Origin of the sequence: Pseudomonas sp. Pse1, from assembly GCF_024519635.1 — a bacterium.
Lineage (GTDB): Bacteria > Pseudomonadota > Gammaproteobacteria > Pseudomonadales > Pseudomonadaceae > Aquipseudomonas.
Map to the genome: position 1 here is coordinate 229,457 of NZ_JALJRO010000007.1, position 21,006 is coordinate 250,462.

Genomic DNA, 21,006 nt, shown 5'->3' on the forward strand with positions numbered 1-21,006 from the left:
GACTCCGTTGAATTCATGAAGGGTGCGCTGTATGGGCAGCCTTCGGTCGATCACAATGTTTGCATTCACCGCAGATCCCTGTGGGAGTGAGCCTGCTCGCGAAGATTGTCAGGGTGGCGGTGATTATTTGGGATAAAGCGGCGGCAAACTGCTGTCGCCCTGTGGCGCCTGGACCCCTTCGGCGGTGGGGATGGCGCGGATTGCGCGCCACAGCTCTTCGCCTTGCCAATACTGCCCGCTTTCGCTGTACAGCGCGCCGTTCAGGCCATCCAGCGCATCGGACAATGGCACGAAGCGCGCGGCCATGTCGGCCAGGGTTTCCGGTTGTTGACGGGCCCAGGCGTCGAGGGCCTGGCGGGTGGCTTGCGGGTCGTTGGCCAGGCTGGCGCGCTTGAGGTCGTCGAGCACCGTGCGCGGGCTCGGGCCGGTTTGCGCGGCGCGCAGGATCGCCGGTTGCCAGCGCGCTCGCCACCAAAGGCCGAAGCCCAGTGCGGTGGTGCAGGCGAGGATCAACGTGGCGAGTTTCCAGTACCAGAGTTCCTCGCTGTCCACCGCGTTTTGCGCGGTGGCGTTACCCGCTGGCGTGTCCACCATCAGGCTTGGGTTGTTGAGGATGTGCAGGGTGCGCGCCGGCAGGCTGCTGCGCTCCAGGTGATCTTCCTGGGTGTTCCACCAGACCACTTCCACCGCCGGCAACTCGATAGTGCCGCTGCGGGTCGGCACCAGCGCTTCGCGGTCTTCACGGCTGCCGATCAAGCCATGATCAGTGTTCTGGTTGCTCATTTGTGGCTGGTCGGGATAACGCCGCAGGCCATTGACGTCAGTCGCCGGCAAGGGCGGCAATTGCGAACTGGCCAGGCCTTCGGCCTTGAGGGTCAGGCTGCGGGTCAGCGAATCGCCGACCTGGCTGCGGTCAGGTTCCGGGCTCCAGTTCTCGCCCAGGGTCAGGCTGCGCGCCGGCAACCACGGGGTGTCGGCTGGATAGTCAGCCGGCTTGGCCTTGACGTTGAGGCGGGCTTCGGCGGAAGTGATGCGCAGCAACTTACCCGACTTCGGCGCCTGGCCGGACTGGGTGTCGACCAGGGTCGCGGTGAACACCTGGGATGGAATGTTCAGCACGCCGCTGTGTTGCGGATAGATCGCATAGCGTACTTCGATCACGCCATGACGCACGTCGTTGATCAGTTTTTCATAGGTGCGCGACTCGCCCAGCTGTTCGACGCGGGCATCGGCCATCTGCAAGGGCGTGACACTGCTGTCATCGTACAGCGACACCGAGTGGTAGATGCGCAAGGTCAGGATGGCCTGGGCCTGCACGTACACGCTGTCCTGGTCGATACTGGCTTCGATGAACACCGGCGTCAGGGTGCTCGGGGTCTCCTGAGCCTGCTCGGGGGCGACTTGCAGTTCGATCGGTTCGCTGCTGAATTCCCCCAGTTGCAGCGCTGGAATGACCACGGTCCCGGTCTGTTTGGGCAGCAGGGTGATGATCCAGCGGGTGGTGGCCTGGGTTTCGCCATTGAGGGTCGTGGGTTGATTGACCTGGCGCGTGCCACGCACCTCGAACAGCGGGTCGAGGCTGCTCAGGTCGGGCTTGCCAAACAGTGTGACATCGCTGGATTCCAGAGTCAGCTCGACCGTTTCGCCGGCGCTCAGCTGGCTGCGATCGACGCTGGCGCCCAGCCCGGCAGCCTGGGCATTGATAGTCCAGAGCAGCAGGCCGAGCGAGAATGCGGTGAAGCGGGTCATCGAGTTTTTCCCTGATCCTGATGTTGCTGCTGTTCGTACCAGAATTTGCGCCTGAGCAGTTCACCCGGTTGATCGGGGATCTTGCGCAACCATTGTTCAAGAGCTTCGCGGTGTTCGCCATCGAGGTCGACATCGGCGTCGCTGATCGGCGGCACGGTGGTCTGCTCGTCGCCCAATTCACTGCCGGGGACTTCATTATTGCCCGGCTGCGGTGGCTTGTCGGTTGCGCCGGGTTGATCCGCCGGGGTGTCGCTCTCGTGGGCGACGGCTGGCTCGCCAGGCTCGGTCTGACCCTCGTGCGGCGGTGTTTCACTGCCGGGCGCTTCGCTGGTCGGGCCGGGTGGCGTGGCTTGCTCGGCGGTTTGCGCAGGCTGCTCTTCGGCCGGCGGCTCCTCAGCGGGCGGTTGCGGCTTGCTCTGCTTGAGCAGGGCCTCGACCAGGGCTTTGTTGGTCAGCGCCGGACGCAGGTCGGGTTGCAATTCCAGGGCCTGATCGTAGGCGTCCAGGGCAGCCTCCAGTTCGCCGCTGCGGGCCAGCGCATTACCGCGATTGTAGTGGGCGCGGGCGTCGCTGCCCTGGGCGAAGCGCTCGGCGGCCGCCGCATACTGGCCGGCCTCATAGAGTGCCACACCTTGCCATTGCGGATCTGCGAAGTGCTCGGCGGCGGCCAGCGGTTGTTTTTCCTTGAGCAGGCGCAGGCCCTGCTGATCGGCGCGCAGCCACAGGTCGTTGAATTCGAAGGCGTAGCTCGGTTGCGGCAGCAGGCACAACAACGGCAGGCACAGCAGCCAGCCACGCCGCCCGGCGCATGCCGCCAGCAGCAACAGTGGCAGCAACAGCCAGTAACCCTGGTCGGCCCAGGTGTCCAGGCGCAGGGTCTGGCCATCCTCGCGCACGCTGTGGGGGGCATCGAACAGGCCGAGGCCGCGCAGGTCGCTGTCGTCGACCCGGGCCTGGCGATAGCGCCCGCTCAGTTCATTGGCGAAGGCCTTAAGGCTCGGGCTGTCGAGGCGCGGCACGAGAATGGCGCCCTGGGCATCCTTGAGAAAGCTGCCGTCTTCGGCGGTGACCGGTGCGCCTTGAGCGGTGCCGATACCCAACATTAACCACTGTGGTGCCTGACCGCGCAAAGCCTGGCGAATGCCCAGGCGTTCCTGCTCGCTGAGGGACGAGCCAATCAGCAGGATCCGTCCCTGGCCGAGGGCGCCGCGTTCGAGCAGGGTCAGCGCCTTGGCCACGGCGAGGTCGGCACGGTGCCCGGCCTCGGGCATGATCGAGGGCTTGAGGGCTTCGAGCAGGTTACGGCTGGTGGCCAGGTCATCCGACAGCGGCACCAGGGTGTGGGCGCTGCCGGCGTACACGACAATCGCAGTCTGCGCGTCGCTGCGGCTCTGCAGCAGGTCGAGCAGCTTGCGCCGCGCTTGTTCCAGGCGCGTCGGCGCAACATCGGTGGCGAGCATTTCCGGGGTCAGTTCGAGCAGCACCACCAGCGGATCGGCGGGTTTTTGCGCGGTTTGCTCGACCCGATCCCAGCCAGGACCAAGCAATGCCAGCAGCGCCAGGAGCCAGGCCAGGCCGAGGACAATCCACGGCGCCTTGCTTTCGCGGCCACTGCCGCCCTGCAGCAGGGCTGCGTGAAAGGCTGGCGGCAGGATCATCTGCCAGCGCCCGGCGCGCTTTTGCCGGTGCCAGAGTTGCCACAGCAGCCAGCCGAGCAGCGGCAGCAACAGCAGCCAGAACGGACGGAACCAATGGGGCCAGAGATCGATCATCGACGCCTCCGCAGCCGTAGGCGTTTCAGGCGTTCGCGCCAGTCAGGGTGTTGCTGGAGGAAATGCGAGCGGCTGAGCAGGCGTTGCACCGGGTTGTTCGGCCAGCGCTCGCGCACCACCAGCAACAGGCTCATCAGCAGCGCGGCGGCCAGCGGCCAGCTATACAGGGCCTGTGCCGGACGGGCCTGGGTCGGCTGTTGGTTGACCGGTTCCAGTTGATCGAGGGTCTGGCGGATCTCTTCCAGCTCGGCGCCGTCGCGGGCGCGGAAGTAGCGGCCGCCGGTGACCTCGGCGATGTCCTTGAGTGCCGGCTCATCAAGATCCAGGCTCGGGTTGACGCCGAGAAAACCCAGGGAACCGCTCTGCTCGGGATCGGCGCCGATACCAATCGGGTATATCTTCACGCCTTCCTCGGCCGCCAGCCTGGCCGCCGTCAGCGGCGCGATTTCGCCGCCGTTGTTGGCGCCGTCGGTGACCAGAACCAGCACCCGGCTCTGTGCCGGACGCTGGCGCAAGCGCTTCAGCGCGAGGCCGATGGCATCACCAATGGCGGTGTTTTTGCCGGCGATGCCGATCCGCGCTTCATCGAGCCAGATGCGCACGGTGCGCCGGTCGAAGGTCAGCGGCGCCTGCAGGTAGGCCTGGCTGCCGAACAGGATCAGACCCACGCGGTCACCGTCGCGCTGTTCCAGAAAATCGCCCAGCAGGTGCTGGACCAGGGTCAGGCGGCTGACGTCTTCGCCTTGCCACTGCATGTCGGGAAAATCCATCGAACCCGAGACATCTACCGCCACCAGCAAGTCGCGACCGCTGGCGGCAATCGGCAGTGGTTCGCCGAGCCATTGCGGACGAGCGGCAGCCGTCAGCAGCAGGAGCCAGAGCAGGATGAATGGCGCCTGCTGACGCCAGGTCGGCAGATTGGCCCTGGCACGACGGCGGGCGAGCTGTTCAAGGTCGCCGAGGAAACTGACCTTGAGCGCCGGCTCGCCACTGTCGGCGGCGGGCAGCAGGATGCGCATCAGCCACGGCAGCGGCAGCAAGGCGAAGATCCACGGCCAGGCGAATTCAAACATGTTTGCGGATCCAGGTGTCGACGGCCTGGGTCAGGCCGGCGATGGCCTTGTCATCGAGTTTGCATTCCGGCTTGTAGGCGCCCTCAACCAGGATCATCCAGCGCGTCAGGCCCGCTGCCGGGCAGCGATTATCGAGGAAGGCCAGCCACTTGCGGCCATTGAGGGTGTGGCTCTGGCTGTAGGGATAGTCATTGCGGCACAGGCGCTTGAGCAGGCCGTTGAGTTGCTGCAGCCAGGCCCCGGCGGGCGCACCGTCGTAGGGTTTGGGCATCTGTGCCAGCTCCGCCAAGGCCGCCACCCGCAACGGGTCCAGCGGCTGTTCGGCGCGCACCACGCGCCGCTTGATCGGGATAAACCGCCGCAGTTTCCACAGGCCGAAGCCGAGCAGCGGCAACAGGATCAGCAGCAGCCACCAGCCGGGCGCCGGCGGCCAGAACGGGATGGGCGGCGGGCTCATCAGCGGTTGCAGTTGCTCGAGGCCGTTCATTGGCTTTTGACCGGGCGTTGCGGGTTCAGGTACTCGCGCAGTTGCTCGACCATTTCGCTCTGCGTGCTCAAGGGCATCAGCAGCACCCGCAGCTTTTGCGCCAGCAACTCCCAGCGGGCAATACGGGCTTCGGCCTGGGCGCGATAGGCTTGGCGCAACTCGAAATTCAGGGTGTCGAGTTCCAGTTGCGCGCCACGTTCGGCAAAGCGCAGCAGGCCGGCGGCGGGCAGGGCGTGGTCCAGTGGATCGGAGAGCGGCAGCAACAACAGGTCGCAATGCCGCGACAGCAGGCTAAGTTGTTGCTCGGCACCATCCGACAGGGCGCGCTCGTCGCAAATCACGATCACCAGGCTGCCTGGACGCAGCACCTCCCGAGCGCGGCGCAGGGCCAGGCCAAGGTCGTCGGCAGCCGGTTCGCTCTCGGTGTTGAGCGACTGGTTGACCCGCACCAGGCGGTTGAGCAGTTGCAACAGGCTCTGCTTGCTGCGTCGCGGCTTGATTTCGTAGTGCTCGTTGTCGCCGTAGACCAGCCCGCCCACCCGGTCGTTATGCCCCAGGGCGGCCCAGCCGATCAGGCTCGCAGCCTGGGCGGCGATCACCGATTTGAACATCAGCCCCGAGCCGAAAAACAGCCGGCGGCTTTGCTCGACCATGATGAAGATCGGCCGTTCGCGCTCTTCATGAAAGAGTTTGGTGTGGGGTTCCTGGGTGCGTGCGGTCACCCGCCAATCGATGGTGCGCACGTCGTCGCCGGCCTGATAGACCCGCACCTGATCGAAGTCGACACCGCGACCGCGCAGCTTGGAGTGGTGCAGGCCAATCAACGGGCTGCGCTGGCTGGGGGTGGAAAACAGCTGCACTTCGCGCACGCGATGGCGCATCTCGATCAGTTCCGAGAGGCTGACGCGCATGCCGGGTTCCGCGGGCGGTGTGTTCATCGGGCTCAAGCGACAGCGACGACGTCGAGAATCCGCTGGACCACCCGATCCTGGTCGATCCCGGCGGCTTCGGCTTCGAAGGACAGAATGATGCGGTGACGCAACACGTCGAACAGCACCGCCTGGATGTCCTCGGGGCTGACAAAATCGCGCCCGGCCAGCCAGGCATGGGCCCGTGCGCAGCGATCGAGGGCAATCGAGCCCCGGGGGCTGGCGCCGTAGGCGATCCACTCGGCCATCTCCGGGTCGAACTTGCCCGGCGTGCGCGTGGCCATGACCAGTTGCACCAGGTATTCCTCCACGGCGTCGGCCATGTACAGGCCGAGGATTTCCTTGCGTGCGGCAAAAATCGCCTGCTGGCTGACCCGGCGTTCCGGTTTGGTTTCGCCATTCAGCGCTTCACCACGGGCCTGTTGCAGGATCCGCCGTTCAACTGCCGCATCCGGAAAGCCGATTTTCACGTGCATCAGAAAGCGGTCGAGCTGGGCTTCGGGCAGCGGGTAGGTGCCTTCCTGCTCGATCGGGTTCTGCGTGGCCATCACCAGGAACAGTGGCGACAGGTCATAGGTACTGCGCCCGACGCTGACCTGACGTTCGGCCATGGCTTCGAGCAAGGCCGACTGGACCTTGGCCGGTGCGCGGTTGATTTCGTCGGCCAGCACCAGGTTGTGGAAGATCGGCCCTTGCTGGAACACGAAGCTGCCGGTTTCCGGACGATAGATTTCCGTACCGGTGATGTCGGCGGGCAGCAGGTCGGGGGTGAACTGGATGCGATGGAACTGCGCTTCGATGCCTTCGGCCAACTCCTTGATGGCCTTGGTCTTGGCCAGGCCCGGTGCGCCTTCGACCAGCATGTGGCCGTCGGCGAGCAGGGCAATCAGCAAACGCTCGATGAGCTTTTCCTGGCCGAGAATCTGCGCGGAGAGAAAGGTTCGCAGCGCCAGCAGCGCTTCACGGTGTTCCATCGTCGTGTGTTCCTGGAAGAGGGCCGGGCTGTCTTGCCGTAACGCGCCCGGTCGGGGGCTGCTACTTTAATCTATCCGGGCCCTCGGCGACTAACGGCACCGGGCAAAATCTGCAAATAAACGCCATTGCGGCGGTCGGCGAGAGCCCATTGGCGGGCTCCCGCGCAGGTGCGGCGAGTCAGTTCTTGAAGCTGGAGTGCTTGCGGCCCTGGTCAAAAAACGCGAATACCACCACCAGCACCCCGGAAATCAGCAGGATCAAGCCCACGCCGTCGGTGGAGTGGGTCGCCGAGTTGGCCACCAGAGCGAGGCCGCCGAGGGGCGCGAGGCCACCGGCAATCGCCGTGCCGATTTCGCGCCCGGTGCCGAAACCCGAAGAGCGGGTCTGCGTCGGGAACTGGCGGCTGAGGAACGAACCCTGAGGGGCAAACATCATCGGCGCGAGGATCCCGGTGCCGATGGCGATGGCCAGGTAAATCATCATCGGCTCGCCGGTGTTCAGCAGGCTCAGGAACGGGTAGGCAAACAGCGCCGACAGCACGCCACCGAGCATCAACACCTGCTTGCTGCTCCATTTGTCACACAGCCAGCCGAAGCACGGCACCGCGACAATCGCCACCAGGCTGGCAATGGTCACCGACAGCGAGGTGACATGGGCTTCGACGCCCTTGAACTGGGTCAGATAGGCCAGGGAGAAGGTCTTGAAAATGTAGCTCAGGGCGTTGTAGCCGATGGCGACGAACAGCACCACGGCCAGGCCCTTCAGATCGTTTTTGAACAGCAGCTTGAGCGGTGACACCTGGGGTTTTTCCGGGGTGCTGTCGAGTTTCTCGAACTGCGGAGTTTCCGGGATGCTGCGACGCACCCACAGGCCGACACCCACCAGCACGATGCTGCAGATGAACGGGATGCGCCAGCCGCCGGCCAGCAGGAAATCGTTGCCGTTCATGGTCAGGGCATAGACCGTCAGTGACGACAGCAGCAGGCCTAGGTTGAGCCCTAGCGCCGGCCAGGCACCCTGGCTGCCGCGCTTGCCTTCACTGGCGTGCTCGTAGGAGGTCACCGCCGCGCCGGACAGTTCGGCGCCGGCCCCCAGGCCCTGGATGATCCGCACGAAGACCAGAATGATCGGCGCCCAGATGCCGATCGAGGCATAGCTGGGGATCAGGCCTATCAACGTGGTGCACACGCCCATCATGCAGAAGGTGATCACCAGCACCTGTTTGCGACCGAAGCGGTCACCCAGGTAGCCGAACAGAATGCCGCCAAACGGGCGGGCGATAAAGCCAATGGCGAAGGTCGAGAACGCCAGCAACGAGGCAACGGCAGGGTTGCTGGGGTCGAAGAAAATCTTCGAGAACACGATCGCCGCCATGGTGGCGTACAGGTAAAAGTCGTACCACTCCAGCATCGAGCCGAAAATCGTCGCCGCCGCGACCTTGCGCAGGCGTTTTTGCTTTTGTTGCGGAGTTTCGTGGGCGGTCGGAGCCGCGTGATGTACCGACATCAGAGAGTTCCTTGTGGGTCTTTGTAGTTATTTTCAAGTGGGTGTCGGGCACCCGTGCAGCAGGGTTCAGCGGGCGTTGAAGATCCTCTGGGCAATCATCTGGCCGATGGGAATGGCCGAGGTCGCGGCCGGCGAGGGGGCGTTGCAGACGTGGACCATGCGTGGGGTCTCGGCGAACAGGAAGTCGTGGACCAGGGTGCCGTCGCGCATCACCGCCTGGGCGCGGATCCCGGCCTCGTACGGCAGCAGGTCGTCGACTTGCAGTGATGGGCAGTACTTGCGGCACTGTTCCAGGTAGCCGCGCTTGAACAGGGAGTTCTTCATTTCCGTGGTGCCGGAACCGAGATTGTTCCAGATGGTTTTCCAGAAACCGGGGAAGCGCGCGTACTCGGCGACGTCGCGCCAGTTGATCGAAAACTTGTTGTAGTTCTCCCGGCCCAGGCCCAGTACGGCGTTGGGGCCGACGGTGACGCTGCCGTCGATCATCCGCGTCAGGTGCACGCCGAGGAACGGCAGTTCCGGGTCGGGGATCGGGTAGATCAGGTGATTGACGATCTGGTTCTTGCTGGCGGGCAGGCGGAAGTATTCGCCGCGAAACGGAATGATCTGGTGATCGATTTTGACCCCGGCCATGGCCGCCAGTCGATCGGACTGCAGGCCGGCGCAGGCCACCAGTTGCCGGGCTTGCCACACGCGGTCATGGCTGCTGATGGTGACCTGATCGGCGCTTTCCTGGATCGCGGTGATGGTGGTCTGCAGGCAGATTTCGCCGCCTGCGGCTTCGATCACCCGGGCCATGGCCTGGCACACCTGTTTGTAATCGACGATCCCGGTGGCATCGAGGAACAAGCCGCCGAGGCCGACGATATTCGGCTCGCGGCGACGCAGTTCAGTGGCGTCCAGCTGTTCGACCTTCAGGCCGTTCTGCTTCGAGCGCTCATGCAGGGCATGCATGCGCTCGACTTCCAGCGGCGTCGAGGCCACCAGCAGCTTGCCACAGACCTCAAACTTGATTTTGTGTTCGGTGCAGAAGTCCTTCGTCGCCTGGGCGCCACGCTTGCACAGATCGGCCTTGAGGCTGCCCGGCGCGTAGTAGATGCCGGCATGGATCACGCCGCTGTTGTGGCCGGTCTGGTGCCGGGCGAGGACGTTTTCCTTCTCCAGGATCAGCAGCGACGCGCCAGGCTGTCGCTCCAGCAGGGCCATGGCGGTGGCGAGGCCGACGATGCCGCCGCCGATAATGCAGTAGTCGTAGATCATGCAGGTGTCACCTTGGATTGCGTGGCAGAGAGTCTGCTTATCAGGTTGTCAGACAAAGTACTTCAAATAAAAGCGCCGGCAAGCGGCGCCTGTGATGCGATGTTTCAGTCGATGCTGGGCAGGTCGATTTTCAAGCGCTGGGCCGAGGCCCGCAGGTGTGCTTCAGCGCAGGCAGCGGCTTGTTGGCGGTCGCCACCGGCGATGGCTTCATACAACGCCTGGTGTTCGCGCCCGGCGTCGGCCGAGCCGCCTACCGAGTGAGCTGCGGAGTTTTCCCACGCAGTGCGACGCGCCTCGGCCAGTTGGCCGCGCAGAAAGTCGTGGAAGGCAACGAAGTAGTCATTCTTGCTGGCGTCGGCAATGGCCCGGTGAAACTCGACGTCGGCCAGTGCAGCGGCGGCGAAATCGCTACGGCGATCGTGCATTTCCTGCAGGGCCGTACGCATGCGCAGCAGGTCTGCTTCGTCACGCCGCTGAGCCGCGATGGACGCGGCCTGGGTCTCGATCCACAGGCGCATTTCGAACATCTGCACCAGGTCCGGCGTACGGCCCTTGGTGCTGGGGAAGCGGAACACGCTGCCGTTGGGGTTTTGCGAGATGAACGAGCCCAGGCCCCGCCGGCTGATGAGGATGCCATCGGCCTTGAGCTGCGCCACGGCCTCGCGCACCACGGAGCGGCTGACGTTGAGTTGCTCGGTCAGTTGTTGCTCGGTGGGCAGGCGCGATTCAGCGGTCAGGCGTCCGGATTCGATTTCTTCGCGGATGGCGTTGACCACGCGTTCGACCAGCGTATCGGGGCGTTGTAGCTGCAACATGGGGTGGCTCGCAAGTCAGGTTGTCAGACAATGCCCGTAGGCTGATGGCTTGTCAAGAAATCAGCGCCGGCTCACAGCTCGCTGACGTAGGTGCCAGTGCCCTTGAGGATGTTCTGCAGGGTTTGCTCGACCTCGGCCAAATCGGCGGCCGCGGTGCTGTGGAGAATCTCCAGGTGATCGGCGCCATTCAATGCATCGGCGTCTGCCGCAGCGATTTCCAGCAGCAGGCGGGTCGCGCTGAAAGTGACCTTGACGCCGTCCAGGGTCGAAGGCTCGCCGTCGAGGGTGATCTCCAGTTCGTCTTCATCCGGATAGCGGGTCATCAGGAACATCTCGCCCTGATCGCTGTGGCAGCAGAGCATGGCCAGGTTGTCTTCTTCGTCATCGCAGGGGTTGGCGATCAGGTGGGCGGTGGTCATTTTCATCAAGCTAGTCCTGGTGCTGGGCGGGCAAAGGGGGATTTTGCCAGCCTTGGGCATTTTTTGCTGCGCTGGTTTTTCCAGAGTTGGAGATCGACGAGCGACTATGTAGGTCTTTTCCGAAGGGGGTGGGTATTAACGATCAGCGATATTTCCGCAGGGCCGGTAGGAGAATAGGAGGGCGTAGGAAAATCATGGAGTTCGGCACTTATTGATTGTTTTTCAGTGGTTTTTGCCTCTACTTTCTCGGCTCCCATGTCAAGGAGGACGGGGTTGTCCGATTGAATAAGGAACCTCTGCAATGAATCAATATTTCGAACTGTTGGCCGAAGTCAGGCACCTCGATGAAGAGGCTATTGAACACCTTTACCAGCGCTACTTGGCCGGCGAGAAAACCAGCGCTCTGCTGGCCGAGTACAAGATCCCGCTGACGGTGCGCAGTGTGCTCAAGGTCTTGCCGCCGTTGCTCAGCAAAGATTTGAAATGCCCCTACTGCGACCTGCCGATGTGGGCCAGGCGACACGCCCGCGGCACCCCGGCCTCCCAGCGGCCGACCTATCAATGTGTGCGTTGCGAGCACCGCCATCTGCCGCTCGGGCACTACGGCAGGCGCAGTTCCTGCAGGTGCACTCGTTGTTATCAGGCCCACCAGCAGGAACTGGCCACCCAGGCCGTGCGCGATCGCGAAGCGTTGCTCAAGCACTACCCGCTGGAAAGCCAGCCAATTGCCTACGCCAGTCTTGGTTTCGTGCAGAAATTGACGCTGCTGGCTTTGCTCGAAGGGGGTGAGCCGGCCTGCGAAAGTATCGCGCCCCTCGACGCGCCATCGCGTAACGAACCACTGGCGAGCAGTGTCGAAAGTGCCGAAGACTTGCTGAGAAACCTCCATGAGTGTGGGGTGTTGCGGGTGGATGCCGGCTCGGCGATCAAAGCTTTCGAACGGACGGCGGACTACCGCATTCAGCATTACGGCGCAGTGCGCTGGCAGCCCAATCTGGCGTTTGCAGCGGGGCCGCGGAGTAGCTGCGAGGAACTGTACCAGGCGCTTTATCAAGACTTGTCCGGCAGCGTGGCACAAGCCTGCAAGGCAGAGCTGCACGGCTTGCTGTTCAGCCTTGCCCGTGCCGAATCCCTGAGCTACATCCGGGTTCTGGCCAGCGAAGTGGACTTTCACTTCAGCGCCGAGCACAAGGCCGAATTGGTGCTGGGGCAGCTGTTGCAGGACTTTTCGGTCAGCGAAATCCACTACTTCGCCAAGCTGGCAGTAAAAAATGCCGTGCATTTTCATGCGACCGGCAACGCCAAGGGCAAAAACCACGCCGCCAATACGATTCCCAACCGGATGTTGAACACTGCGCAGCGTGCACTGGAAGAGGGCTGGCGCAACCCCGTCAGTCGTGATGCCCGCGTCCCGCGCTCGGCGTTGCATCGACTGCTGTATGACGTGGTGCTCAAGGACAGCAGTGCTGGCTATTCAAAATCCCCAGGGCGTTATTGGAAAGAAGAACTGCTGCCGCGCTTTTTCTCTCTCGCCAGCGAGGACGAGTCAGGGATGGAGCTGTTCTGTCGCGAGTGCGACTCGAGCAATGTCGATCTGCGGATGGACAAGGTGCAAGTGGAAACCCTGTGTTACGACTGCGGCACCCTGAGTCGGTTTCAGGCGGTTTACGAGGTAATCGATTGATTTTTTCAAGGGCAATGGGCCGCTGAGCCTGACTCAAATGTCAAAAAATATGTCGTGAACGCGTCTGGGCAAACCAGTCATTTCCGGTACGCCACGCCGGAAAAACCAGGCATAAAGCCGCCATTTCCACTATCGCCTGCTAGTGTTGTTCGATGCAGCGCCGCGCAGCAGCGTACCGATGACCGAATATGTCGCAGCATCGCAAGCACGGGTCTTGCCGCTCTCGTTAAGCTGCGCAACGGATGGACACCTGTAAAGGCATTGCCCGATGGCGGGCAGTCGTTTTTGCAGATGCCCATCGTGACACGTGAATGTGACGCGAACGCCGCGTCCAGCTTCACCCACCTGTCACCCTGTCGACCTCTGCCCGAGTTTCAGGACCAGGGTGACGCAGCGCCCCGAAAGGGGTTTTGCACGCGAGCTTCCATCAATAACAAGCCCTAGCGGAGTACCACAGATGGCGTTCTTCACCGCAGCCAGCAAAGCCGACTTCCAGCACCAACTGCAAGCGGCACTGGCGCAGCACATCAGTGAACAGGCACTGCCACAAGTGGCGCTGTTCGCTGAACAATTCTTCGGCATTATTTCTCTTGATGAACTGACTCAGCGCCGGTTGTCCGACCTCGCCGGCTGCACGCTTTCCGCCTGGCGCCTGCTTGAGCGTTTCGATCATGCGCAACCGCAAGTGCGCGTTTACAACCCTGACTACGAACGCCACGGCTGGCAGTCGACCCACACCGCGGTTGAAGTCCTGCACCATGACCTGCCGTTTCTGGTCGACTCGGTACGCACCGAGCTGAACCGTCGCGGCTACAGCATCCACACCCTGCAGACCACCGTGCTCAGCGTGCGTCGCGGTGCCAAGGGCGAGTTGCTGGAAATCCTGCCCAAAGGCACCCAGGGCGAAGGCATTCTGCAAGAATCGCTGATGTACCTGGAAATCGACCGCTGCGCCAATGCCGCCGAACTCAACGTGTTGAGCAAGGAACTGGAGCAGGTGCTCGGTGAAGTGCGGGTTGCCGTTGCTGATTTCGAGCCGATGAAGGCCAAGGTCCAGGCGCTGATCGACAGCGTCGACAACAGCCAGTTCGCCATCGCCGCTGACGAGAAGGGCGAGATCAAGAGCTTCCTCGAGTGGCTGGTGGGCAATCACTTCACCTTCCTCGGCTACGAAGAATTTGTGGTGCGTGAAGACCAGGCGGGCGGTCATATCGAATATGACCAGGATTCCTTCCTTGGCCTGACCAAGCTGCTGCGCGCCGGCCTCACCGCCGAAGACCTGCGCATCGAAGACTACGCGGTGAATTACCTGCGTGAAGCGACCCCGCTGTCGTTCGCCAAGGCCGCGCACCCGAGTCGTGTGCACCGTCCGGCGTACCCTGACTACGTGTCGATCCGCCAGATCGATGCCGACGGCAAGGTGATCAAGGAATGCCGCTTCATGGGCCTCTACACCTCCTCGGTGTATGGCGAAAGCGTGCGGGTGATTCCGTACATCCGCCGCAAGGTCGAAGTGATCGAACAGCGTTCCGGCTTCCAGGCCAAGGCGCACCTGGGCAAGGAACTGGCCCAGGTCCTCGAAGTGCTGCCCCGTGACGACCTGTTCCAGACCCCGGTCGACGAGCTGTTCAGCACCGTGATGTCGATCGTGCAGATCCAGGAGCGCAACAAGATTCGCGTGTTCCTGCGCAAAGACCCATATGGCCGTTTCTGCTACTGCCTGGCCTACGTGCCACGCGACATCTATTCCACCGAAGTGCGGCAGAAGATCCAGCAAGTGCTGATGGATCGCCTGAAGGCCAGCGACTGCGAGTTCTGGACCTTCTTCTCCGAGTCGGTACTGGCCCGCGTGCAATTGATCCTGCGTGTCGACCCGAAAAACCGCCTCGACATCGACACGCAGTTGCTGGAAAAAGAAGTGGTCCAGGCTTGCCGCAGCTGGCAGGACGACTACGCCGCGCTGACCGTCGAAAGCTTCGGCGAAGCCCACGGCACCAATGTCCTGGCCGACTTCCCGAAAGGCTTCCCGGCCGGTTACCGCGAGCGCTTTGCTGCGCATTCGGCGGTGGTCGACATGCAGCACCTGCTGAGCCTCAACGAAAAAAATCCGCTGGTAATGAGCTTCTACCAGCCGCTGGGCCAAGTCTCCGGCCAGCGCGAGCTGCACTGCAAGCTGTACCACGCCGACACCCCGCTGGCCCTGTCCGACGTTTTGCCGATCCTGGAAAACCTCGGCCTGCGCGTGCTCGGTGAGTTCCCGTATCGCCTACGTCACACCAATGGCCGCGAGTTCTGGATTCACGATTTCGCCTTCACCGCTGCCGAAGGCCTGGACCTGGATATCCAGCAACTCAACGACACCCTGCAGGATGCGTTCGTGCACATCGTGCGCGGCGACGCCGAGAACGATGCGTTCAACCGCCTGGTGCTGACCGCCGGCCTGCCATGGCGCGACGTTGCGCTGCTGCGTGCCTATGCGCGTTACCTGAAGCAGATTCGCCTGGGCTTCGACCTCGGCTACATCGCCAGCACCCTGAACAACCACACCGACATCGCTCGCGAATTGACCCGGTTGTTCAAGACCCGTTTCTACCTGGCACGCAAGCTGACCAGCGAAGACCTGGACGACAAGCAGCAGCGCTTGGAGCAGGCGATTCTGACCGCCCTGGACGACGTCCAGGTGCTCAACGAAGACCGCATCCTGCGTCGCTACCTGGACCTGATCAAGGCCACCCTGCGGACCAACTTCTACCAGACCGATGCCAACGGCCAGAACAAGTCGTACTTCAGCTTCAAGTTCAACCCGCACGCCATTCCAGAGCTGCCGAAGCCGGTACCGAAGTTCGAAATCTTCGTCTACTCGCCGCGTGTTGAAGGCGTGCACCTGCGCTTCGGCAACGTCGCACGGGGCGGCCTGCGCTGGTCCGACCGTGAAGAAGACTTCCGTACCGAAGTCCTCGGCCTGGTAAAAGCTCAGCAAGTGAAGAACTCGGTGATCGTGCCGGTGGGTGCGAAGGGCGGCTTCCTGCCGCGTCGCCTGCCACTGGGCGGCAGCCGTGACGAGATCGCGGCCGAAGGTATCGCCTGCTACCGCATCTTCATTTCCGGTCTGCTGGACATCACCGACAACCTGAAAGACGGCGCGCTGGTTCCGCCATTGAACGTGGTTCGCCACGACGATGACGACCCGTACCTGGTGGTAGCGGCGGACAAGGGCACTGCAACTTTCTCCGACATCGCCAACGGCATCGCCATCGACTACGGCTTCTGGCTGGGTGACGCGTTTGCGTCGGGTGGTTCGGCGGGTTACGACCACAAGAAAATGGGCATCACCGCCAAAGGCGCGTGGGTTGGCGTACAACGTCACTTCCGCGAGCGCGGCATCAATGTCCAGGAAGACAGCATCACGGTAGTGGGCGTCGGCGACATGGCCGGTGACGTGTTCGGTAACGGCTTGCTGATGTCCGACAAGCTGCAACTGGTCGCTGCCTTCAACCACCTGCACATCTTCATCGACCCGAATCCTACGCCTGCCAACAGCTTCGTCGAACGTCAGCGCCTGTTTGACCTGCCGCGTTCGGCCTGGTCGGACTACGACACCAGCATCATGTCCGAAGGCGGCGGGATCTTCTCCCGTAGCGCGAAAAGCATCGCGATTTCCCCGCAGATGAAAGAGCGCTTCGACATCCAGGCCGACAAGCTGACCCCGACCGAACTGCTGAATGCCTTGCTCAAGGCGCCAGTGGATCTGTTGTGGAACGGCGGTATCGGTACCTACGTCAAGGCCAGCACTGAAAGCCACGCCGATGTCGGCGACAAGGCCAACGATGCACTGCGCGTGAACGGCAACGAACTGCGCTGCAAGGTCGTGGGCGAGGGCGGTAACCTCGGTATGACCCAACTGGGTCGTGTCGAGTTCGGCCTCAATGGCGGCGGCTCCAACACCGACTTCATCGACAACGCCGGTGGCGTGGACTGCTCCGACCACGAAGTGAACATCAAGATCCTGCTCAACGAAGTGGTGCAGGCCGGTGACATGACCGACAAGCAGCGCAACCAGTTGCTGGCGAGCATGACCGACGAAGTCGGCGGCCTGGTGTTGGGCAACAACTACAAGCAGACCCAGGCCCTGTCCCTGGCAGCCCGTCGTGCCTATGCACGGATTGCCGAGTACAAGCGCCTGATGAACGACCTCGAAGGTCGCGGCAAGCTGGATCGCGCCATCGAGTTCCTGCCGGCCGAAGATGCCCTCAATGAGCGCGTTGCGGCAGGCCATGGCCTGACCCGTGCCGAGCTGTCGGTGCTGATCTCCTACAGCAAGATCGACCTCAAGGAGCAGCTGTTGGGCTCCCTGGTGCCGGACGACGACTACCTGACCCGCGACATGGAAACCGCTTTCCCGCCGACCCTGGTGAGCAAGTTCTCCGCCGCCATGCGCCGTCACCGTCTGAAACGCGAGATTGTTAGCACCCAGATCGCCAACGACCTGGTCAACCACATGGGCATCACCTTCGTGCAGCGACTCAAAGAGTCGACCGGCATGACCCCGGCGAACGTGGCCGGTGCCTATGTGATCGTGCGTGACATCTTCCACCTCCCGCACTGGTTCCGTCAGATCGAAGCCCTGGACTACAAGGTTTCGGCTGACGTGCAACTGGAGATGATGGACGAGCTGATGCGTCTCGGTCGTCGTGCCACGCGCTGGTTCCTGCGTACCCGTCGCAACGAGCAGAACGCTGCCCGTGACGTCGCGCATTTCGGTCCGCACCTCAAGGAGTTGGGTCTCAAACTCGACGAACTGCTGGAAGGCCCGACCCGCGAAGGCTGGCAGAAGCGTTACCAGGCGTACGTCGAAGCTGGCGTACCTGAGCTGTTGGCACGGATGGTGGCGGGTACCTCGCACCTGTACACCCTGCTGCCGGTGATCGAAGCCTCCGATGTGACCGGTCAGGATCCGGCGGAAGTGGCCAAGGCCTACTTCGCTGTCGGCGAGAAGCTGGACATCACCTGGTACTTGCAGCAGATCAGTGCCTTGCCGGTGGAAAACAACTGGCAGGCCCTGGCCCGCGAAGCGTTCCGCGATGACGTCGACTGGCAACAGCGGGCGATCACCATCTCGGTCCTGCAGCAGGGCGATGGCAGCCAGGACGTGGAAGCGCGCCTGGCCCTGTGGATGGGTCAGCACGAAGCGATGCTCGAACGCTGGCGCGCCATGCTGGTGGAAATCCGTGCCGCCAGCGGCACCGACTACGCCATGTATGCAGTGGCCAACCGCGAGCTGCTGGACCTGGCCCTGAGCGGTCAAGCAGTGGTTCCTGCCTCGGCTGTTGCCGAGCTGGAACCGGCGGCCTGATCAGGCGCTGAATGAAAAAGCCCCGCATCGAAAGATGCGGGGCTTTTTTTTTCAATTGCAGGCCATCCATCAGACTGCGGATCGACCGGGGTTAGTCGTATTGTTCCGGGCTATCGGGAGTTACGACTTGTCGCTGCAAAATATCCAGATTGAACAACCTGAGGTCACCGGCGGTGTGGGTGAAGCAGGTATAGGTGTAGCCCCACTTTTCAAAAAGCGATTGCTTTATCAGCCCTGCGTTGTCGGTTTGCAGGTAGATATCTGCCTGAGGGTAATTCAAGTCGTCCAGGGTGATAGGTTGATGTTCGGCGTTCAGCAGGGTGAAGTTTGTTACATCGCGCTGCGTACTGGAGAACGCACCCAGAATATCGTCGTAGTCGGCGCTGAGGTAAGTGTCGTTTTTACCAAGAATCTGCAACTGGTAGTGGCTGTCGTAGCAGCGCAAGTGCACCAGCAGAGTGGACTTCAGTGGACCACGACCTACGCGAACCCACTTTTTGCTTATCGGGTCGTACGCGTGGGGCGGGCCGGACCCTTCTCGGGTGGTCAATATGTTTGCATCGCTGGAAGTTTGAAGAAATTCCATCTTTTTGCCGTCGCTATAAACCCGTGCAACGAAAGACCTTTCATTGTTTCTGTCCATATCAAATTCCTTTTGCGGATGAGCAGAGTGCCAATGTTTGGCAGCGAGAAAGATAACGGTGTTTGCCAGGATGGGTGCGGCGTTAATTGTTGCATTGGTTTTACGGACGCTGGCTTATCGGATCACCGCAGCATCGCGATGGCGGTGGGTCAGGCGTTGCACCTGGCGGATGTGGAGGCCTCATCCCGAGCAGCCGATCGCCGCCCGGGATGGTCCCAGCGAGTATGAGTGGCGGAGCACCGGGTCCGCGGTGTGCCGGAATCTAATGAACAATCTGCGCCAAAAACGCCTTGGCCCGGGCGCTTTGCGGAGCGTTGAAGAAGGCTTCGGGCGGGGCGTCTTCGATGATGCGGCCGCCGTCGAGGAACAGCACGCGTTCGGCGACCTGGCGGGCGAAGCCCATTTCGTGGGTGACGCAGAGCATGGTCATGCCACTGCCGGCGAGTTTGACCATCACGTCCAACACTTCGCTGACCATCTCCGGGTCGAGGGCAGAAGTCGGTTCGTCGAACAGCATGATCTTCGGTTCCATGCACAGTGCGCGGGCGATCGCCACCCGCTGTTGCTGGCCACCGGAGAGTTGGCTGGGGTATTTGCCGGCTTGGCTGGCGATCCCGACTTTCTGCAAAAAGTGCTCGGCCAGTTCTTCGGCTTTCTTGCGGCTCAGGCCACGCACCGAGATCGGTGCCAGGGTGCAGTTGTCGAGCACGCTCATGTGCGGGAACAGGTTGAAGTGCTGGAATACCATGCCAATTTCGCTGCGCACCTTGGCCGCTTCGCGGGTGGTGTGGGCGAGGTCGGTACCGTTGACCAGAATCCGACCCTTCTCGGCGATTTCCAGCTGGTTGATGCAACGGATCAGTGTCGACTTGCCAGATCCGGAGGGTCCGCAGAGGACGATACGTTCGCCTTCGTGCACGCTCAGGTCGACATCGTGCAGCACATGGAAGGCGCCATAGAACTTGTTCAGGCCGGCGATATCGACCACCACCTTGCGGTTGTCGGCACGGGTGTGCGGCGCGGCGTCTTTAACGGCAGAGAGAGCAGACATGTGAATCTCCGACAATCAGTGGAAGCGCTCGGCGCTGTAAGGGGTTGGGTCAGTGAAGGGGGCGGCGCCGGTCATCATTTCCGCCAGCAGGCGTCCGCACACCGGGCCCAGGGTCAGGCCGTGGTGGGCATGCCCGAAGTTGAACCACAGGCCCTTGTGTCGGGGCGCCGGGCCGATTACCGGGCACATGTCCGGCAAGCACGGCCGACGACCCAGCCACGGTTCGGCGTTGAGGCGTTCGCCCAGCGGGAAGAACGCGCTGGCCAGTTCCTCGCAGCGGCGCAACTGGATTTCGTTGATCGGATCATCACTGTCGGCGAACTCGATGCCGGTGGTCAGGCGAATCCCACCGACCATGGGCGCCAGCACGTAGCCGCCCACCGGATCGAGCAGCGGCTGCTGCAGGGAGGCGCCGGGCTGGGCGGCGTAGTGCATGTGGTAGCCGCGCTTGATCGCCAGCGGAATTTTGTAGCCCAGCGGTTCGAACACGCCCCGCGCCTGCGGGCCGAGGGTGACCACCGCTTCATCGGCAACCACCAGGCCCTGTTCACTGAGCACTTCCCATTTGCCGACGCGCTGCTGCAGCGTCAGTGCATCGCCGATCACGAACACTCCGCCACGGGCGACGAACAGGTCGGCATAACCCCGGGTCAAGCCGCCGGGATCGCTGACGGTCTTGGGGTCCAGCCAGTGAATGCCACCGATGACATCCGGGTGCAGGCCGGGTTGTTTGGCGTGCATCTGCGTACGGTCCAGCACTCGGTAATTGAGGGCGAACTCCTTGAGTGCGGCGGCATCCTGCTGGGCCTTGGCGAAGGCGACGGGTGAGCTGTAGGCTTCGATCCAGCCACTGGTCTGGATCAGGTGCTGCATCCCCGCCGGCTCCGAGAGCTGGTCGTGTTCACTGACGCAGCGCTCCACCAGCGGCAGCATCGCCCGGGTCGCGGCGGCCAGGCCCTTGGCCCCGGAATGACGCCAGTATTGCAGCAGCCACGGGCCGGCCTTGGGCAGGTGCTTGAGGCTGTAGCGCACGTCGGATTGCTGGTTGCCGGCGTAGCGCAGCAGGCTCGACAGCTGGCGCGGGAAAGCATAGGGAATCACGCTGGCACGTTCAATCAGCCCGGCGTTGCCATGGCTGGTGCCGTTGCCCGGTTGTTGCCGGTCGATCAGCACGACCTTGCGGCCACGGGCCTGCAGGTGCAGCGCGGTGCTGACGCCGACAATCCCGGCGCCTAGAACGATGGTGTCGCAATGCATGGGTAGATCCTTGATACAGGGGGCCGCCGCGGC

Annotated in this window: 15 protein-coding genes; 2 read left to right on the forward strand and 13 right to left on the reverse strand. The window is 62.7% G+C overall.

What is annotated here, in order from left to right; genetic code table 11:
* Window positions 1–123: 123 nt before the first annotated feature.
* The 10 genes from NR126_RS13280 to NR126_RS13325 form a co-directional block, all read right to left on the reverse strand.
* Window positions 124–1,749, reverse strand: a complete 1,626-nt coding sequence (locus tag NR126_RS13280; RefSeq protein WP_256830402.1) for a BatD family protein — start codon at window positions 1,747–1,749, stop codon at window positions 124–126.
* Entirely contained in the window at window positions 1,746–3,521 is a 1,776-nt protein-coding gene (locus NR126_RS13285) for a VWA domain-containing protein (RefSeq protein ID WP_256830403.1), read from the reverse strand. Before NR126_RS13285 ends, NR126_RS13280 begins: the two co-directional genes overlap by 4 nt.
* Window positions 3,518–4,594 (reverse strand): VWA domain-containing protein, encoded by a 1,077-nt coding sequence (locus NR126_RS13290; RefSeq protein WP_027616546.1) that lies wholly within the window; start codon window positions 4,592–4,594, stop codon window positions 3,518–3,520. The genes NR126_RS13285 and NR126_RS13290 overlap by 4 nt, the downstream gene beginning before the upstream one ends.
* Entirely contained in the window at window positions 4,587–5,081 is a 495-nt protein-coding gene (locus NR126_RS13295; protein ID WP_027616547.1) for a DUF4381 domain-containing protein, read from the reverse strand. The genes NR126_RS13290 and NR126_RS13295 overlap by 8 nt, the downstream gene beginning before the upstream one ends.
* Complete coding sequence (locus NR126_RS13300) at window positions 5,078–6,019, reverse strand: DUF58 domain-containing protein (protein ID WP_027616548.1); 942 nt, start codon at window positions 6,017–6,019, stop codon at window positions 5,078–5,080. The genes NR126_RS13295 and NR126_RS13300 overlap by 4 nt, the downstream gene beginning before the upstream one ends.
* A 5-nt stretch (window positions 6,020–6,024) precedes the next feature.
* Window positions 6,025–6,984 (reverse strand): MoxR family ATPase, encoded by a 960-nt coding sequence (locus NR126_RS13305; RefSeq protein ID WP_027616549.1) that lies wholly within the window; start codon window positions 6,982–6,984, stop codon window positions 6,025–6,027.
* A gap of 178 nt (window positions 6,985–7,162) precedes the next feature.
* Window positions 7,163–8,491, reverse strand: a complete 1,329-nt coding sequence (locus NR126_RS13310; protein ID WP_027616550.1) for an MFS transporter — start codon at window positions 8,489–8,491, stop codon at window positions 7,163–7,165.
* 66 nt (window positions 8,492–8,557) lie between these two features.
* The gene (gene lhgO, locus NR126_RS13315; RefSeq protein ID WP_027616551.1) at window positions 8,558–9,751 is read right to left on the reverse strand and encodes an L-2-hydroxyglutarate oxidase; all 1,194 of its coding nucleotides are present in this window, start codon (window positions 9,749–9,751) and stop codon (window positions 8,558–8,560) included.
* Window positions 9,752–9,855: 104 nt separating this feature from the next.
* Window positions 9,856–10,566, reverse strand: a complete 711-nt coding sequence (locus NR126_RS13320; RefSeq protein WP_027616552.1) for a FadR/GntR family transcriptional regulator — start codon at window positions 10,564–10,566, stop codon at window positions 9,856–9,858.
* A 71-nt stretch (window positions 10,567–10,637) separates the two neighbouring features.
* Window positions 10,638–10,991 carry a hypothetical protein gene (locus NR126_RS13325; RefSeq protein WP_027616553.1) on the reverse strand — a complete coding sequence of 118 codons (354 nt, stop codon included), beginning with the start codon at window positions 10,989–10,991 and terminating at the stop codon, window positions 10,638–10,640.
* A 295-nt stretch (window positions 10,992–11,286) separates the two neighbouring features.
* Between NR126_RS13325 and NR126_RS13330 the strand changes: the two genes are divergently transcribed.
* A complete protein-coding gene (locus NR126_RS13330) occupies window positions 11,287–12,669 on the forward strand; it encodes a hypothetical protein (protein ID WP_256830404.1) in 1,383 nt (460 codons plus the stop codon).
* Between the two features lie 457 nt (window positions 12,670–13,126).
* Window positions 13,127–18,022, forward strand: coding sequence for an NAD-glutamate dehydrogenase (locus NR126_RS13335; RefSeq protein WP_027616555.1), 4,896 nt, complete (start codon window positions 13,127–13,129; stop codon window positions 18,020–18,022).
* 91 nt (window positions 18,023–18,113) lie between these two features.
* Here the strand turns inward: NR126_RS13335 and NR126_RS13340 are convergent, their stop codons facing one another.
* From NR126_RS13340 to NR126_RS13350, 3 genes are all read right to left on the reverse strand, one after another.
* The gene (locus NR126_RS13340; RefSeq protein ID WP_256830406.1) at window positions 18,114–18,665 is read right to left on the reverse strand and encodes a hypothetical protein; all 552 of its coding nucleotides are present in this window, start codon (window positions 18,663–18,665) and stop codon (window positions 18,114–18,116) included.
* 262 nt (window positions 18,666–18,927) lie between these two features.
* On the reverse strand, window positions 18,928–19,716 hold the full coding sequence (locus NR126_RS13345) for an amino acid ABC transporter ATP-binding protein (protein ID WP_306218793.1): 789 nt from the start codon (window positions 19,714–19,716) through the stop codon (window positions 18,928–18,930).
* 15 nt (window positions 19,717–19,731) lie between these two features.
* The gene (locus tag NR126_RS13350; RefSeq protein WP_256830408.1) at window positions 19,732–20,973 is read right to left on the reverse strand and encodes an FAD-binding oxidoreductase; all 1,242 of its coding nucleotides are present in this window, start codon (window positions 20,971–20,973) and stop codon (window positions 19,732–19,734) included.
* Window positions 20,974–21,006 lie beyond the last annotated feature (33 nt).